This window comes from Variovorax sp. P4_B10 (genome assembly GCF_056402375.1).
Genome location: NZ_JBFUHN010000034.1, coordinates 1 through 16028, shown reverse-complemented (window position 1 = coordinate 16028; position 16028 = coordinate 1). Strand labels below are relative to the sequence as shown.

At 68.1% G+C, this 16028-nt stretch carries 14 protein-coding genes and 1 pseudogene; 5 read left to right on the top strand and 10 right to left on the bottom strand.

Annotated elements, in window-relative coordinates:
• Position 1: 1 nt before the first annotated feature.
• From AC1DXX_RS17180 to AC1DXX_RS17140, 9 genes are all read right to left on the bottom strand, one after another.
• Positions 2-703 carry an ABC transporter ATP-binding protein gene (locus AC1DXX_RS17180; protein ID WP_478135412.1) on the bottom strand — a complete coding sequence of 234 codons (702 nt, stop codon included), beginning with the start codon at positions 701-703 and terminating at the stop codon, positions 2-4.
• The gene (locus tag AC1DXX_RS17175) at positions 703-1455 is read right to left on the bottom strand and encodes an ABC transporter ATP-binding protein (protein ID WP_478135411.1); all 753 of its coding nucleotides are present in this window, start codon (positions 1453-1455) and stop codon (positions 703-705) included. Before AC1DXX_RS17175 ends, AC1DXX_RS17180 begins: the two co-directional genes overlap by 1 nt.
• 61 nt (positions 1456-1516) lie before the next feature.
• Positions 1517-2488: a branched-chain amino acid ABC transporter permease gene (locus tag AC1DXX_RS17170; RefSeq protein WP_478135410.1), complete on the bottom strand. Its 972-nt coding sequence runs from the start codon at positions 2486-2488 to the stop codon at positions 1517-1519.
• On the bottom strand, positions 2485-3357 hold the full coding sequence (locus AC1DXX_RS17165) for a branched-chain amino acid ABC transporter permease (protein WP_478135409.1): 873 nt from the start codon (positions 3355-3357) through the stop codon (positions 2485-2487). The genes AC1DXX_RS17170 and AC1DXX_RS17165 overlap by 4 nt, the downstream gene beginning before the upstream one ends.
• A 153-nt stretch (positions 3358-3510) precedes the next feature.
• Positions 3511-4686: an ABC transporter substrate-binding protein gene (locus tag AC1DXX_RS17160; protein ID WP_478135408.1), complete on the bottom strand. Its 1176-nt coding sequence runs from the start codon at positions 4684-4686 to the stop codon at positions 3511-3513.
• Positions 4683-5495: an alpha/beta fold hydrolase gene (locus AC1DXX_RS17155; RefSeq protein WP_478135407.1), complete on the bottom strand. Its 813-nt coding sequence runs from the start codon at positions 5493-5495 to the stop codon at positions 4683-4685. The genes AC1DXX_RS17160 and AC1DXX_RS17155 overlap by 4 nt, the downstream gene beginning before the upstream one ends.
• Positions 5496-5631: 136 nt before the next feature.
• Positions 5632-7179, bottom strand: a complete 1548-nt coding sequence (locus tag AC1DXX_RS17150) for a benzoate-CoA ligase family protein (RefSeq protein WP_478135406.1) — start codon at positions 7177-7179, stop codon at positions 5632-5634.
• Positions 7180-7208: 29 nt separating this feature from the next.
• Entirely contained in the window at positions 7209-8759 is a 1551-nt protein-coding gene (locus AC1DXX_RS17145; RefSeq protein ID WP_478135405.1) for a 3,4-dehydroadipyl-CoA semialdehyde dehydrogenase, read from the bottom strand.
• Positions 8756-9229 (bottom strand): 4-hydroxylaminobenzoate lyase, encoded by a 474-nt coding sequence (locus tag AC1DXX_RS17140; protein WP_478135404.1) that lies wholly within the window; start codon positions 9227-9229, stop codon positions 8756-8758. Before AC1DXX_RS17140 ends, AC1DXX_RS17145 begins: the two co-directional genes overlap by 4 nt.
• 199 nt (positions 9230-9428) lie before the next feature.
• On the opposite strand from AC1DXX_RS17140, the gene AC1DXX_RS17135 reads away from it, so the two are divergent.
• From AC1DXX_RS17135 to AC1DXX_RS17115, 5 genes are all read left to right on the top strand, one after another.
• Positions 9429-10376: a helix-turn-helix transcriptional regulator gene (locus AC1DXX_RS17135; RefSeq protein ID WP_478135403.1), complete on the top strand. Its 948-nt coding sequence runs from the start codon at positions 9429-9431 to the stop codon at positions 10374-10376.
• 126 nt (positions 10377-10502) lie between these two features.
• Complete coding sequence (gene boxC, locus AC1DXX_RS17130; protein ID WP_478135402.1) at positions 10503-12179, top strand: 2,3-epoxybenzoyl-CoA dihydrolase; 1677 nt, start codon at positions 10503-10505, stop codon at positions 12177-12179.
• Positions 12180-12210: 31 nt separating this feature from the next.
• Positions 12211-13638, top strand: coding sequence for a benzoyl-CoA 2,3-epoxidase subunit BoxB (boxB, locus tag AC1DXX_RS17125; protein WP_478135401.1), 1428 nt, complete (start codon positions 12211-12213; stop codon positions 13636-13638).
• 123 nt (positions 13639-13761) lie between these two features.
• A complete protein-coding gene (boxA, locus tag AC1DXX_RS17120) occupies positions 13762-15060 on the top strand; it encodes a benzoyl-CoA 2,3-epoxidase subunit BoxA (protein ID WP_478135400.1) in 1299 nt (432 codons plus the stop codon).
• A 26-nt stretch (positions 15061-15086) separates the two neighbouring features.
• Positions 15087-15527, top strand: a complete 441-nt coding sequence (locus AC1DXX_RS17115) for a MaoC family dehydratase (RefSeq protein ID WP_478135399.1) — start codon at positions 15087-15089, stop codon at positions 15525-15527.
• Between the two features lie 228 nt (positions 15528-15755).
• Here AC1DXX_RS17115 and AC1DXX_RS17110 read toward each other — a convergent pair.
• Positions 15756-16028: pseudogene (locus AC1DXX_RS17110) on the bottom strand (adhesin); the annotation flags it as partial.

Here is a 16028-nt window from a genome sequence, read left to right as displayed (position 1 = left end):
CTCACACGCCCAGCAGCTCCTCCAGCGCCTGCGGCTCCGCCAGCAGGTCGGCCGACGCACCGTGCCGCACGATCTGTCCCTTCTCCATCACCACAGCAAGGTCAGTGTGGGCGAGCACCTTGCGGTAGTCGCGGTCGACGATCAGCGTGGCGATGCCGGTGCTGCGGATCTCGCCGATCACGCGCCAGATCTCGGCCACGATCAGCGGCGCGAGGCCTTCGGTCGCCTCGTCGAGGATCAGCAAGCGCGGGTTGGTCATCAGCGCGCGGCCGATCGAGAGCATCTGCTGCTCGCCGCCCGAGAGCTGCTGCCCGCCGTGCGAGAGCCGTTCGGCCAGCCGCGGAAAGGTGGCCATCACGCGGTCGAAGGTCCAGGCGCGCCGGCCGTCGATGCCTGCGCGCTCGCTCATCACGAGGTTCTCGCGCACCGAGAGGTTCGGGAAGATGCCGCGGCCTTCGGGCACATAGCCGATGCCGAGGCGCGCCATCTTCTCGGGCGGCCAGCCGGTGACGGTGCGGCCGTCGACCTGCACTTCGCCCGAGGCGGGGCGCACATAGCCCATCATGCTGCGGATCAGCGTGGTCTTGCCCATGCCGTTGCGCCCGAGCAGGCCCACCGAGGTGGCCGCCGGAATGCCGGCATGCACGCCGCGCAGGATGTGGCTGTTGCCGTAGTAGGTGTTGAGGTCGCGGACGGTGAGCATCAGTGGTCTTCTCCGAGGTAGGCGGTGCGCACTTCGGGGTTCTCGCGAATCGATTTCGGGTCGCCGGTGGCGATCACCGTGCCGTTCACCATCACCGTGATGCGGTCCGCGATGCGGAACACCGCGTCCATGTCGTGCTCCACCAGCAGGATCGCGTGCGTGGCCTTCAGCCGTGCGAGCAGCGTGAGCATGCGGTCGGTTTCCTCGGCGCCCATGCCGGCGAGCGGTTCGTCGAGCAGCAGCAGGCGCGGATGCGTTGCGAGACACATCGCCACCTCGAGCTGGCGCTGCGCGCCGTGGCTCAGCGTGCCGGCGACGCGCAGCGCTTCGTTCGAGAGGCCCGCGGCTTCGAGGGCGGCATCGGCCGAGGCGTTGCTGGCCGCGCAGCGCTGCGACGACTGCCAGATCGCCCACGGTTTCGCGGTGGCGGCCTGCGCGGCAAGCCGGCAGTTCTCGTGCACGCTGAACTCCGGAAAGATGGTCGTGCGCTGGTAGCTGCGTCCCACGCCGTCGCGCGCGCGGCGCGACTGGGCGCGGCGGGTGATGTCGATGCCGTCGAGTGCGATGCGGCCTTCGGAGGCGGCGATCTCGCCCGAGAGCATGTTGATGAGCGTGGACTTGCCGGCGCCGTTGGTGCCGATGACCGCATGCACTTCACCGACGTGCAGGTCGAGCGTGACGGCGTTGACGGCGGTGAGGCCGCCGAAGCGGCGCGTGAGCCCTTCGACGGAAAGCAGTGCGTTGGTTTTCATAAGGCAACCTCCGTGCTACGCACTGCGGTGCGAGCTTGCTTGGGGCGGCCCGGCGCGGCGCTCATGCGGCCTCCTTGGGAGAGAGGCGCTTGACCAGGCCGATCAAGCCCTTCGGCAAGAGCGCCACGAACACGATGATCGCGATCCCCAGCGTCAGCTGCCAGTGGTCTGCGAGCGGCCCCATCACGGCATGCGTCGAGAAGATTTCCTTCAGCAGCGTGAACGCGATCGCACCGATCACCGCGCCGCGCAGATGGCCCAGGCCACCGAGGATCACCATCAGCAACACCTCGCCCGAGTTGTGCCAGGCCATCAGCTCGGGGTTGACCACGCCGTCGCGCGAGGCCAGCAGGAAGCCTGCAAGACCCGCGAGCGCCCCTGCCAGCACGAAGGCCGCGAGCTTGTAGCCGTACACCGAGAACCCCGCCGCGCGCATGCGCTGCTCGTTGACGCGGATGCCCGCGAGCGCCGCGCCGAAGCGCGAGCGGCGCACCAGCGCCAGCAGGCCATAGGTGAACACCAGCGACGCGAGCACCACGTAGAACAGGACGGTGCGGTTCTCCATGTCGAGCGCGCCGAGGGCCGGCCGCACGTACATGTAGATGCCGTCGCTGCCGCCGCCGATCTTGGTGTCGTGGAACACGAAGAAGGCCATCTGCGCGAAGGCCAGCGTCACCATGATGAAGTACACGCCGCGCGTGCGCAGGCTCAGTGCGCCGACGAAGAGCGCATAGAGCGCCGCCGCACCCATGGCGGCGGGCAGCAGCAGCGCGAAGTTGCCGCCCTCGCTGCCCGAGGCCAGCACGGTGACGTACGCGCCGATGCCGTAGAACGCCGCATGGCCCAGGCTCACGAGCCCGGTCATGCCGACCAGCAATTCGAGGCTCAGCGCGAAGATCGACAGGATCATCACCTTCACGACGAAGTCCGAGGCGTAGTTGCCCATCAGCGGACCGGCCACGCCGATCGCGATCGCGCAGATCACCGGCACGAGGAACGCGCCGCGCCGGGACGAAGAAACGGCTTGCGTCATGGCCGCCTCCCCATCAGCCCTTCGGGCTTCCAGATCAGCACGATGGCCATCAGGAGGTAGATGCCGATGCCGCTCAGGTCCGCGAAGAACACCTTGCCGAAGGTGTCGACGAAGCCCACCAGCAGCGAGGCCAGCAGCGCACCGGTGATCGAGCCGATGCCGCCGATCACCACCAGCACGAAGCAGATGATGAGCACGCTGGCACCCATGTTCGGGTACACCGAAGACATCGGCGCCGCGATCATCCCGGCGAGCGCCGCGAGCGCCACGCCGGCCGCGAACACGATGCGGTAGAGCCGCTTCACGTCGATGCCCAGGCCGCGCACCATGTCGCGGTTGCTCGCGCCGGCGCGGATCATCATGCCCAGGCGCGTGCGGTTCACCACCCAGTACAAGGCCACGGCCAGCACGATGCAGGCAGCCGACGCGAAGAGGCGGTACCACGGGTAGCTCATGACGCTGCCGAGCGCGAAGCTGCCGTCGAGCCAGGCCGGCACTTTCACGCCGTGCACGTCGTTGCCCACGAGGATGGAGCGCAGTTCCTCGAACACCAGGATGAGCCCGTAGGTCATCAGCACCTGCTGCAGGTGGTCGCGCTGGTAGAGGTAGCTGAAGAAGGCCCATTCGAGCAGGTAGCCGAAGATGGCCGCGAGCACCACGCCGGCCACCAGCATCAGCAGGAACTGGTCGCCGAACACCGGTGCGAGCGCGAACGCCATGTACGCGCCGATCATGTAGAAGCTGCCGTGGGCGAGGTTGATGACGCCCATGATCCCGAAGATCAGCGTCAGCCCCGAGGCCACGAGAAAGAGCAGGAGTCCGTACTGAACGGAGTTCAGGCACTGGACGAGGAAGGTTCCGAAATCCACGTTGGGTTCATCCCTGTGAGACCGTGAAGGGAGCGTGGCGCGATAGCGCCCGCGATGTTCGGGGGACACCGCGGAACCGGCTTTGCCGGGCCGCTGGTGTCGCCCCCTTGAGGGGGGAGTCGAGCTACACGAAGTGAGCGAGGGACGGGGGGGTTACATGCGGCAGCCGCGCGCCGGGTCGGCCAGGCCCTTGATGGCCGTGCTGACGAGCTTGTTTTCCTTGCCGTCGACCTTGCGCAGGTAGATGTCCTGCACCGGGTTGTGCGACTTGCTCATCGTGAAGGTGCCGCGCGGGCTGTCGATCTTTGCCTTCTCGATGGCGGCCGTGAATTCGGCCTTCTTGCCGATGTCGCCCTTGGCGGCGGCGAGGCCCACGCCCAGCATCTGCGCCGCGTCGTAGCCTTGCACGGCATACACGTCGGGCTGCAGCTTGAAGGCCTTGGCGTAGCCGACGCGGAAGGCGTTGTCGCGCGTGGTGTTGAGCCCGTCTGCGTAGTGCAGCGTGGTCAGCATGCCTTGGGCGGATTCGCCTTGCGCATCGAGCGTGCCGTCGGTCAGGAAGCCGGGGCCGTAGAGCGGAATGGTCTTGTTGAGGCCGGCCGCCTGGTAGTCCTTGACGAACTTCACCGCACCGCCGCCCGCGAAGAAGGCGTACACCGCATCGGGCTTGGCCGCCGCGATCTCGGTCAGCAGCGCCTGGAACTCGACGTTGGGGAAGGGCAGCGTGAGCTGCTTGTCGACCTTGCCGCCGTTCTTCTCGAAGCCTTCCTTGAAGCCGTTGACCGATTCGTCGCCGGCCGCGTACTTCCAGGTGATGGTCATCGCCTTCTTCTTGCCCTGCTGCTTGGCGGCCACTTCGCCCATGGCGAAGGCGGGCTGCCAGTTCGAGAACGAGCTGCGGAAGATGTTGGGCGCGCACATCGGGCCGGTCACGGCGTCGGCGCCGGCATTCGGCACGATCAGCACGGTGCCGCTTTCCTTCGCGGCCTTGGCCATGGCCATCGCGACGCCGGAGTGCACGGTGCCGACGATCACGTCGACGTTGTCGCGCTTGATCAGCTTGTTGACGTTGTCGGTGGCCTTGGCGGGGTCGGACTCGTCGTCGACCTTGAAGTATTCGATCTCGCGGCCCGCGAGCTTGCCGCCTTGTTCGTCGACGTAGAGCTTGAAGCCGTTCTCGATGGCGACGCCCAGGGCGGTGTAGGTGCCGCTGTAGGGCAGCATCAGGCCGACCTTGAGTTTGCCGGCGCCCTGCGCGCCGGCGGCGGAGGCGAGGGCGGCGAAGGCGATCGCGGTGAGCGCGAGGCGCGCGGTGCGGATGGTCGTCATGGTGTCTGGCTCCTGTTTTTGGCAATGAAAGAAGTGGTCGCGACGATGACACGATCCGGCTGATCGCGATGCGGGGAATGCCCGCATTCAGGGATTTCCACGAGTTCGCAACCACGCACGCGCGCCGCGATGCCGCGGATCTGCGCCAGCGTGCCGTATTCGTCGTCGATGCCCTGGATGGCGAGCACCGGGCAGCGGATGGCGTCGAGTTCGGCCTCGATGTTCCATTCGCGGAAGGGCGGGTGCAGCCAGATTCGGTTCCAGCCCCAGAAGGCGGAATCGGCGCTGTCGTGGTAGCGGCCGAGCTTCTTCGGCAGGTCGGTGCAGAGGTAGGCGGTGCGCGCCTGCTCGATGTTCGCGACGGTCACGTCTTCCACGAAGATGTGCGGGGCCAGCACCACGAGGCCGCTCACCCGGTCGGGAAAGCGAGAGGCGTAGAGCAGCGAGATCGAGCCGCCGTCGCTGTGGCCGAAGAGCCAGGGCTTTTCGTCGCCGAGCTTCAATGCGGCGAACAGGGCCGGCAGCACTTCGTGCGCCTGGCGGTGCATGAAGTCGACGTCCCAGATCTCGTTGTGTTCGCGCGGGGTGGAGCGGCCGTAGGCGGGGCGCGAGAACACGAGGCCGCGCGCGCCGGCTGCTTCGCAGACCTGCGCGGGGAAGTCCTTCCACATGGCAATCGAGCCGAGGCCTTCATGCAGGAAGACGATGAGCGGGGCGTCGGTGCGCTCGGGGGCGATCCATTGGCACTCGATGCGGACGGGACGGCCGCGCCAGTCGATGGTGGCGAACTCGGCTTGGCTGCCGCTCATGGTTTTTGCTCCCTCTCCCTCTGGGAGAGGGTTGGGGTGAGGGCCAGCGGCGCCAGCGAGAGACGTGCTTGAGCGAAGGCCGATGCCCTCACCCTAACCCTCTCCCGCAAGCGGGAGAGGGGACGAGCAGGGGCTCTCATGCCTGCTTCTCCCGCTCACGCAGCCGAAAGCGCTGGATCTTCCCCGTCGCCGTCTTCGGCAGCTCCTGCACGAACTCCAGGAAACGCGGGTACTTGTACGGCGCGAGGCGTTCCTTCACGAAGGCCTTCAGTTCTTCCTCCGTCGCCGCGCTGCCATCCTTCAGCACCACGAAGGCCTTGGTCTTGGTGAGCCCGTCCGCATCTTCCTTGCCGATCACCGCGGCCTCGAGCACGGCGGGGTGCTGCATCAGCGTGGCCTCGACCTCGAAAGGGGAAACGTAGATGCCGCTGACCTTCAGCATGTCGTCGCTGCGGCCCGCGTACGTGTAGTAGCCATCCGCATCGCGCGTGTACTTGTCGCCGCTCTTGGTCCAGCCGCCCTGGAAGGTCTCGCGCGACTTCTCGCGGTTGTTCCAGTACATGAGCGCGGAACTGGGGCCGCGGATGTAGAGGTCGCCCACTTCGCCGTCGGGCACGGGCCGGCCGTCCTCGCCGCGCAGCTCGACCTCGTAGCCCTCCACCGGCCGGCCGGTGGTGCCGTAGCGCACGTCGCCGGGGCGGTTGGAGATGAAGATGTGCAGCATCTCGGTCGAGCCGATGCCGTCGATGATTTCGCAGCCGAAGTGCGTCTTGAAGCGCTGGGCGATCTCGCCGGGCAAGGCCTCGCCGGCGGACGAGCACATGCGCAGCGCGACCGCTTCGCGCGCCGGCAGCCTGGGCGAGGCGAGCATGCCCGCGAAGCCGGTGGGTGCGCCGAAGAAGACCGTGGGTTGGTGCTCTGTCCAGCGGCGAAACGTGGCGTCGGGCGTGGGCCGCTCGGCCATCAGAACGACCGTGGCGCCGACCGACAGCGGAAAGGTCAGCGCATTGCCGAGGCCATAGGCGAAGTACAGCTTGGCGGCCGAGAAGCACACGTCGTCCTCGGTCAGCGCGAGCACCGGCTTGCCGTAGAGCTCGGCGGTCCACCAGAGGTTGGCGTGCGTGTGGACCGTGCCCTTGGGCTTGCCGGTGGAGCCGGAGGAATAGAGCCAGAAGCCCGGATCGTCGGAGGCGGTGTTCGCCGGTGCGGCCAGCGGCTCGACCTTGGCGAGCGCGGCATCGAACTCCTGCGCGTTCTCCGGCAGCGCCCCGGTCGGCTGCGAAACGATCAGCGCCCGCAGTTCATGCGCGCCGCGCCCCATCGCATCCTGCAGCGCGGGCAGCAGCGCGCCCGACACCAGCGCGGCCTGCGCGCGGCTGTGGTCGAGCATGTAGGCGTAGTCGTCGGGCGTGAGCAGCGTGTTCACGGCCACGGGAACGATGCCCGCATAGAGGCAGCCCAGAAAGCTCACGGGCCAGTCGCTGCTGTCGAGCATCAGCAGCAGCACGCGCTCTTCGCGCCGCACCCCGGCGGCTTTCAGCGCGGCGGCCAGGCGCCGCGCGCGGTCTTCGAGCTGGCCGTAGCTCAGCGTGCCGCGGTCGTCGACGTAGGCGGTGCGATCGGCGCGGCCGCGGTTGAGGGCGAACAGGTGTTCGGCGAAATTGAATCGTGCGGGCAGGCTCATCGTGTGTCTCCTTGGGCCGTTTCTTTTCTCTAGAGGCCGAGGTGCGCGAGCACGCCGGGGCTCGCTTGCACGGCGCTGCGGCGGTGATAGAAGTCCAGCGCGCGCAGGCCACCGAGCTCGGCGCCGCCACCCGCGCGGCCCGGACCGCCGTGCATCGACATCGGCATCACGTTGCCGTGGCCGGTGTGGGCTTGCGCCACCTCGGGCGAGACCACGTGCACGCGGCCGTGGCTCGGTGCGACGGCGAGTGCGGCTTGCGCGAGCGCTGCATCGTCGCTGCCGTAGAGAGAAGTCACGAGCGAACCGTGTCCGCGGTGTGCCAGCGCGAAGCCATGCGCGAGATCGCGGTACGGCAAGAGGGTGGCGACCGGCCCGAACACCTCGACGTCGTGCACGCACTGCGCCGCATCGGCATCGCGCGCGCCCAGCAGCACCGGGCCGATGCAGGCGGCCACGGCCGGGTCGGCATCGATCAGCGGCCTGTTGCGGCCGTCGTGCAGCACGGTGGCCTGCGCGGCGAGAGCATCGAGACCGTCACGCACCGCATTCAGCTGCGCACGGCTCACCAGCGAACCCATGCGCACGCCCTCGTTGCGCGGATTGCCGACGGTGATGCCCGCAAGCTTGGCGCCGATGGCTTCGGCCGCGGCGTCGTACACCTCGGCCGGCACCAGGATGCGGCGGATGGCGGTGCACTTCTGGCCCGACTTCACCGTCATCTCGCGCACCACTTCGCGCACGAGCAGGTTGAAGGCCTCGCTGCCGGGCGCGGCGCCGGGCAGCAGCAGGGCGCTGTTGAGGCTGTCGGCCTCGATGTTCGCGCGCACCGAGCGCCCGGCCACGGCGGCGTGCGAGCGGATCACCGCCGCCGTTTCGGCCGAGCCGGTGAACGAGACCACGTCGAAGGGCTGGAGCGCATCCATCAGGCCGGCCGAACTGCCGCAGATGACCGAGAGCGCGCCGGCGGGCAGCACGCCCGCATCGACCACGTCCTTGACCATGCGCTGCGTGAGCCAGGCGGTGGCCGTGGCGGGCTTCACGATCACGGGCACGCCCGAGAGCAGCGCCGGCGCGGCCTTTTCCCACAGGCCCCACGACGGGAAGTTGAAGGCGTTGATGAAGAGGGCCACGCCCTGCGTCGGCACCTGCAGATGCTGTGACTGGAACACCGGCTCCTTGCCGAGCTTGACCGCGTCGCCGTCGCGCAGCGCGCGCGCGTCGCCGAGCGCATCGCCCCACTTCGCGTACTGGCCCAGCGTGAAGATCGCGCCGTCGATGTCGACGGCCGAGTCGTTCCTGACCGTGCCCGAGTTCGCGGTCGCGATCTCGTAATAGGCCTCGCGGTTCGCCTGCAGCACCTTCACGATGGCGCCGAGCAGCCCGGCGCGCTGGCGGTAGGTGAGGGCGCGCAATGCGTTGCCGCCCTGTTCGCGCGCAAAGGCAAAGGCGGCGGGCAGGTCGAGGCCGGTGGCGTCGACGCGCGCGAGCTCGGTGCCGAGCACCGGATCGAAAAGGGGCGTGCCGGCGCCCGATCCGCCTTGCCAGCGGCCGGCGACGTGGTTGGGGAGGAACTCGGTCATTGGGTAAATTTGATTTGCCCTTCGGGCAATAGATAGAGAACGAGCGCGCGGCCTTGCGCGACAGTCGGGCGATGCGCGGTGCCGGGCCCGTAGACGCACCAGCCCGCCGGCCGGCCGTCGAAGGTGGCGTCGGCGCTGTCGTCGAGCGGCATGATCAGGTCGATCTCGCCGTTCGGATGGCTGTGGTGCGGCCCCGCGATGTCCTGCATGTCGACCACGTCGACCGAGAAGCGATGCAGCGCGTCTTCGGCCTTGAACACGCGGCCATACCGGATGCCGCCGCCTTCGCGCTCGCACAGCCAGCCTTCGGCCACGCCGCCGACGCAGGCCTGGCGCAATTGCGCGAAGCGGGCGCTGCCCGCACCGTGGGTGGCGTTGAGCCACTGGTCGAGCTGGTTGTCGAGCGGCCTGCCTGCGATTTCGGCGGTCAGGCCGGCGATCAACTGGTGAAATGCTTCCTTGCTGGACATGGGCGGGCTTCCTTTTTGGAGGCTGGCTGGCAGGGCGGAACTGCAGCGAACTTATGAACTACCTTGCAGGATCGCTGCGCGTGCAGTATCTTGCTTGCGGCTGAACGATAAGCACCGGGTCAACGGGTGTCAAGCAATATAGTGCATATATGGTGTTTACCCTGAGCGCGCACAATCCCGGCCAAGAACGAGGACTTGCATGAACGAGCATGTAGACGCGGTGCTGGCCACCGTGCCCGATGGCGGCCGCAGCGCCAGCCAGACCGCACCGGCCGGGGAGGCCCGGAATCCGCTGCTGGCCGCACTGGGCGACCGCGTGCGCAACCTGCGCGCGCAGCGCGGCCTCACGCGCAAGGCGGTGGCCGTCGCGGCCGACGTGTCGGAGCGGCATCTGGCCAACCTCGAATACGGCATCGGCAATGCGTCGATCCTGGTGCTGCAGCAGGTGGCGGGTGCGCTGCACTGCTCGCTGGCCGAGCTGGTCGGCGACGTCACCACCAGTTCGCCCGAGTGGCTGCTGATCCGCGAACTGCTCGAAAACCGCAGCGAAAGCGACCTGCGCCGTGCGCGCGTGGCACTGGGCGAACTGCTGGGCACGGCGTCGGTCGACCCGGCACGGCACCGCCGCATCGCCCTCGTGGGGTTGCGCGGCGCAGGCAAGTCGACGCTCGGGCAGATGCTGGCCGACGACCTCGATGTGCCCTTCGTGGAACTGAGCCGCGAGATCGAGAAGCTTGCGGGCTGCAGCGTGCGCGAGATCCACGATCTCTACGGCACCAATGCCTATCGCCGCTACGAGCGCCGCGCGCTGGAGGAAAGCATCCAGATCTACAGCGAGGTGGTGATCGCCACGCCGGGCGGCATCGTGTCCGACCCCGCCACCTTCAACGAGCTGCTCGCGCACTGCACCACCGTGTGGCTGCAGGCCGCGCCCGAGGAGCACATGGGCCGGGTGGCCGCGCAGGGCGACACCCGCCCCATGGCGGCCAGCAAGGAAGCCATGGAAGACCTGCGCCGCATCCTGAACGGCCGCGCGGCCTTCTATTCGAAGGCCGATCTGTCGGTGGACACCAGCGGCAAGAGCCTCGCGCAGAGCTTCCAGACGCTGCGCGCGAGCACCCGCCAGTCAATGGGCCTGGGCGCCTGAGCTGAAATCTGAAAAAAAGCACAACAGGCATTGACTTGCCTGTTTGTATGCAGCATGATGCATGTCATCGGAACCAGAAGATGCATTATTCTTCCGGTTTGCATCTGGCCCACAGGAGACTTCCGTATGACCGACACCACGACCCTTCAGGCGCCCCCGCGCGTCGACTACCGCATCGAACCCGCGCAATACAAGCATTGGAAGCTCAGCTTCGAAGGCCCGGTGGCGCGTCTGGTGCTCGACATCGCGGAAGACGGCGGCATCCGCCCCGGCTACAAGCTCAAGCTCAACAGCTACGACCTGGGCGTGGACATCGAACTCAACGACGCGCTCAACCGCGTGCGCTTCGAGCATCCCGAAGTGCGCAGCGTGATCGTCACCAGCGGCAAGGACCGCATCTTCTGTTCGGGCGCCAACATCTTCATGCTCGGCGTCTCGGGCCACGCCTGGAAGGTGAACTTCTGCAAGTTCACCAACGAAACCCGCAACGGCATCGAAGACTCGTCGAAGCACTCGGGCCTCAAGTTCCTCGCGGCCGTGAACGGCGCCTGCGCCGGCGGCGGCTACGAGCTGGCACTGGCCTGCGACGAGATCCTGCTGGTGGACGACCGCTCTTCCGCCGTGTCGCTGCCCGAAGTGCCGCTGCTCGGCGTGCTGCCCGGCACCGGCGGCCTGACCCGCGTGACCGACAAGCGCCATGTGCGCCATGACCTCGCCGACATCTTCTGCACCAGCGTCGAAGGCGTGCGCGGCCAGCGCGCGGTCGACTGGCGCCTGGTCGATGCCGTGGCCAAACCCGCGCAATTCGCCGCTGCCGTGCAGGACCGTGCCTCGCAACTCGCCGCAGGCAGCGACCGCCCCGCAGGCGGCAAGGGCGTGGCGCTGACCCGCCTCGAGCGCACCGACAGCGCCGACGGCATCCGCTACCCGCACGTCGACATCCAGATCGACCGCAGCAAGCGCACCGCCACGATCACCGTCAAGGCGCCCACCGGCGCGCAGCCGGCCGACATCGCCGCCATCGAAGCCGCGGGCGCCGCCTGGTGGCCGCTCGCGATGTGCCGCCAGCTCGACGACGCGATCCTCAACCTGCGCACCAACGAGCTCGACATCGGCACCTGGCTGCTCAAGACCGAAGGCGACGCGCAGGCCGTGCTCGCATCGGACGCCGTGATGCTCGCCCACAAGGACCACTGGCTGGTGCGCGAAACCATCGGCGCGCTGCGCCGCACGCTGGCGCGCCTCGACGTGTCGTCGCGCAGCCTGTTCGCGCTGGTCGAAGCGGGCTCCTGCTTCGCCGGCACGCTGGCCGAACTGGCCTTCGCCGCCGACCGCACCTACATGCTCGCGCTGCCCGACGACGCCGAGCGCGCACCGAAGCTCGTGCTCGACGAATTCAACTTCGGCTTCTTCCCGATGGTGAACGACCAGAGCCGCCTGCAACGCCGCTTCTACGAGGAAGCCGCGCCGCTGGAAGCCGCCCGCGCGGCAGCCGGCAAGCCGCTGGATGCCGACGAGGCGCTGAAGCTCGGCCTCGTCACCGCCGCGCCCGACGACATCGACTGGGACGACGAGATCCGCATCGCCATCGAGGAGCGCGCCGCCATGTCGCCCGACGCGCTCACCGGCCTCGAAGCCAACCTGCGCTTCGCGAGCAAGGAAAACATGGCCACCCGCATCTTCGGCCGGCTCACCGCCTGGCAGAACTGGATCTTCAACCGCCCCAACGCCGTCGGCGAAAAGGGTGCATTGAAGGTCTACGGCACCGGCGAAAAGGCCGGCTTCGACATGAACCGCGTCTGATACCGCAGTCCGTACAACCCAAGGAACAGCGATGAGCACGATCAACTACAGCGAGAAGATCCCCAACAACGTCAACCTCGGCGAAGACCGCACGCTGCAGCGCGCGCTCGAAGGCTGGCAGCCCAACTTCATCAACTGGTGGGACGACGTGGGCCCCGAGGGCTCGACCAACCACGAGGTGTACCTGCGCACGGCCGTGAGCGTCGACCCGCAGGGCTGGGCCCAGTTCGGTCACGTGAAGATGCGCGACTACCGCTGGGGCATCTTCCTGAACCCGGGCGACGCCAACCGCGAGGTCCACTTCGGCGACCACAAGGGCGAGAAAGCCTGGCAGGACGTGCCCGGCGAGCACCGCGCCAACCTGCGCCGCATCATCGTGACGCAGGGCGACACCGAGCCGGCCTCGGTCGAGCAGCAGCGCCACCTGGGCCTGACCGCGCCGTCGATGTACGACCTGCGCAACCTGTTCCAGATCAACGTGGAAGAAGGCCGCCACCTGTGGGCGATGGTCTACCTGCTGCACAAGCACTTCGGCCGCGACGGCCGCGAAGAAGCCGAGGCGCTCTTGCAGCGCACCTCGGGCGATGCCAACAACCCGCGCATCCTGGGCGCCTTCAACGAGAAGACGCCCGACTGGCTCGCGTTCTTCATGTTCACGTACTTCACCGACCGCGACGGCAAGTTCCAGCTGGCCGCGCTGGCCGAGAGCGCGTTCGATCCGCTGGCGCGCACCACGAAATTCATGCTGACCGAAGAAGCGCACCACATGTTCGTGGGCGAGAGCGGCGTGTCGCGCGTTCTGGCGCGCACCGCGCAGGTGATGAACGAGCTGAAGACCGACGACGCGCAGAAGGTGCGCGCGGCCGGCGCCATCGACCTCGGCACCATCCAGCGCTACCTGAACTTCCACTACAGCGTGACCATCGACCTGTTCGGCGCCGACCAGTCGAGCAACGCCGCCATCTTCTACAGCTCGGGCCTGAAGGGCCGCTACGAAGAAGGCAAGCGAGGCGACGACCACGTGCTCAAGGGCCAGACCTACAAGGTGCTCGAGGTGAAGGAGGGCCAGCTCGTCGAGAAGGACGTGCCGATGCTCAACGCGCTCAACGAAGTGCTGCGCGACGACTTCATCAAGGACTCGGTGGCCGGCGTCGGCCGCTGGAACAAGGTGCTCGAGAAGGCCGGCATCCCGACCCGCCTGGTGGTGCCGCACAAGGCCTTCAACCGCCAGATCGGCGCGCTCGCCGGCATCAAGATGTCGCCCGAAGGCCGCGTGGTGAACGAGGTCGAATGGGCCGCGAAGAAAAACGGATGGCTGCCGAGCGCCGAAGACTTTGCTTTCGTGGCATCGTTGATGGGACGCGTGGTCGAGCCGGGCAAGTTCGCGGGCTGGATTTCGCCGCCGGTGATGGGCATCAACCGCCAACCGGTCGATTTCGAGTACGTGCGTTTCGGCTGATTGGTATGGCTCCCTCTCCCCTCGGGGAGAGGGCAGGGGTGAGGGTAGGCGGCGTCCCCACGACAAGCTGCTGCCCCCTCACCCTGACCCTCTCCCCAAGGGGCGAGGGAAAGGAGAAAAAACATGGACATGGCCGTTGAAGCCGGGGTCATCAAGCAGCACCTGATCGACCCCGAGATCTGCATCCGCTGCAACACCTGCGAGGCGACCTGCCCCGTCAACGCGATCACGCACGACGACAACAACTATGTCGTCCGGGCCGACGTCTGCAATGGCTGCATGGCCTGCATCTCGCCGTGCCCCACGGGCTCGATCGACAACTGGCGCACCATGCCCGTGGTGCGCGCGTACACCATCGAGGAGCAGCTCACCTGGGAATCGCTGCCTGCGGAACTCACGCCCGAGGAGCTCGAGGCCGCCGGCGTGTCCGCCGAAGCGGCCGGCGGTGCGGCAGCCGCCGTGCCCGCGCAGACCCAGGCGCAAGCCCAGGCCCAGGCCGCGGTCGCGTCCGTCGAGCCGGCCTTCGACTCCGCGCAATACGGCGCCACGGTGCCACCCTGGTCGGCCGCGCACGCCTACACCAACCTGTTCCCGCCGAAGACCCCGACGACCGCCACCGTGGTCGGCAACTTCAACTGCACCGAGGCCGGCTTCGACAGCGAGACGCACCACATCGTGCTCGACTTCGGCGTCGTGCCGTTCCCGGTGCTCGAAGGCCAGTCGATCGGCATCGTTCCGCCGGGTGTCGATGCTACGGCCAAGCGCCACCATGCGCGCCAGTACTCGGTGGCCAGCCCGCGCAACGGCGAGCGGCCCGGCTACAACAACGTCTCGCTCACCGTGAAGCGTGTGACCGAAGACCACCAGGGCGAACCGGTGCGCGGCATCGCGTCGAACTACGTCTGCGACCTGAAGGTCGGCGACACGGTGCAGGTGGTGGGGCCCTTCGGCGCCTCGTTCCTGATGCCGAACCACCCCAAGTCGCACATCGTGATGATCTGCACCGGCACCGGCAGCGCACCCATGCGCGCCATGACCGAATGGCGCCGGCGCCTGCGCAAGAGCGGCAAGTTCGAGGGCGGCAAGCTGATGCTGTTCTTCGGCGCGCGCACGCAGCAGGAGCTGCCGTACTTCGGCCCGCTGCAGTCGCTGCCCAAGGACTTCATCGACATCAACCTCGCGTTCTCGCGCACGCCGGGAAGCCCCAAGCGCTACGTGCAGGACCTGATGCGCGAGCGCGCCGCCGACCTGGCCGCGCTGCTGAAAGATGGCGCAAGCCACTTCTATGTGTGCGGCCTGAAGAGCATGGAAGAGGGCGTGGTGCTCGCATTGCGCGATGTGGCCACGGAAGCCGGGCTCGACTGGGACACGGTCGGCGCCGCACTGAAGCGCGAAGGCCGCCTGCACCTCGAAACCTACTAGGGTGAACAGGCCCTAGACTCCGGCGAATGAAGTTCGCCGACTTCCATGCGGGCCAGGTCATCGAGGCCGGGCCCTACGTGCTCACCGAAGCCGAGCTGGTGGGGTTCGCGCGCGCCTACGACCCGCAGTGGTTCCACACCGACGCGGAAGCCGCGACTGGCAGCGCCTTCGGCGGACTGATCGCGAGCGGCTGGCACACCTGCGCGATCGCGATGCGCCTCGTCGTCGAGGCGGCGCTCGAAGGCTCGGAATCGTTCGCCTCGCCGGGGCTCGAGCATCTGCGCTGGCCCCATCCCGTGCGGCCCGGCGACGCCCTGCGGCTCGTGGCCGATGTGATCGAGGTGCGCCGCTCCGAAAAACGGCCCACGCTCGGCATCCTGTGCTGGCGCTGGCGGCTCTTCAACCAGCGCGAGCTGATGGTGCTCGATGCGGAAGTCACGAGCCTTTTCAGGCTCGAGGCTGAATGAAATGGAACTCCCCCAGGCTTCGCGCACTTCGTGTCGCTTCGCCCACCCCCTCGCCGGGGGCGACACCGGCGGCCCGGCGAAGCCGGTTCCGCGGTGTCCTGCGAACGGGCCGCGCCGCGTGCCGGCTTCAGGGCCGCGGGTGGTGCTTGGCGCCACGGATCCCTGAGACGGACGCTCGCAAAAAAGCCCGCAACGCGTGGGCGCTGCGGGCTTCTGCGGACGGAGCGCTTACTTCGTGACGTCGACCGCGCCCGAGCCCTTGGCCTTGCCGCTGGCCTTCACGCCGGCGCCCGACGGCTTCACGGCGCCGCCGACCGCGCCTGCGGTATCGGTCGCGCTGTTCAGCGTGCCGCCCACGGTGTTCGTGAGGCCGCCCGCCGCGCCGGTTGCGGCGCCCGTGGCACCGCTCACGGCCCCGGTGGCACCRCCGGCCGCGTGGGTCGCGTTGCCCACGGCACCCGTTGCGCCGCCGACCACGCCGCCGACCGCGTTGCCCAGGCC

Bases quoted from the DNA above. Each gene is read 5' to 3' on its own strand.
- AC1DXX_RS17180 (WP_478135412.1), bottom strand. From the start codon at position 703: ATGCTCACCGTCCGCGACCTCAACACCTACTACGGCAACAGCCACATC.
- AC1DXX_RS17175 (WP_478135411.1), bottom strand. From the start codon at position 1,455: ATGAAAACCAACGCACTGCTTTCCGTCGAAGGGCTCACGCGCCGCTTC.
- AC1DXX_RS17170 (WP_478135410.1), bottom strand. From the start codon at position 2,488: ATGACGCAAGCCGTTTCTTCGTCCCGGCGCGGCGCGTTCCTCGTGCCG.
- AC1DXX_RS17160 (WP_478135408.1), bottom strand. From the start codon at position 4,686: ATGACGACCATCCGCACCGCGCGCCTCGCGCTCACCGCGATCGCCTTC.
- AC1DXX_RS17155 (WP_478135407.1), bottom strand. From the start codon at position 5,495: ATGAGCGGCAGCCAAGCCGAGTTCGCCACCATCGACTGGCGCGGCCGT.
- AC1DXX_RS17150 (WP_478135406.1), bottom strand. From the start codon at position 7,179: ATGAGCCTGCCCGCACGATTCAATTTCGCCGAACACCTGTTCGCCCTC.
- AC1DXX_RS17145 (WP_478135405.1), bottom strand. From the start codon at position 8,759: ATGACCGAGTTCCTCCCCAACCACGTCGCCGGCCGCTGGCAAGGCGGA.
- AC1DXX_RS17140 (WP_478135404.1), bottom strand. From the start codon at position 9,229: ATGTCCAGCAAGGAAGCATTTCACCAGTTGATCGCCGGCCTGACCGCC.
- AC1DXX_RS17135 (WP_478135403.1), top strand. From the start codon at position 9,429: ATGAACGAGCATGTAGACGCGGTGCTGGCCACCGTGCCCGATGGCGGC.
- boxC (WP_478135402.1), top strand. From the start codon at position 10,503: ATGACCGACACCACGACCCTTCAGGCGCCCCCGCGCGTCGACTACCGC.
- boxB (WP_478135401.1), top strand. From the start codon at position 12,211: ATGAGCACGATCAACTACAGCGAGAAGATCCCCAACAACGTCAACCTC.
- boxA (WP_478135400.1), top strand. From the start codon at position 13,762: ATGGACATGGCCGTTGAAGCCGGGGTCATCAAGCAGCACCTGATCGAC.
- AC1DXX_RS17115 (WP_478135399.1), top strand. From the start codon at position 15,087: ATGAAGTTCGCCGACTTCCATGCGGGCCAGGTCATCGAGGCCGGGCCC.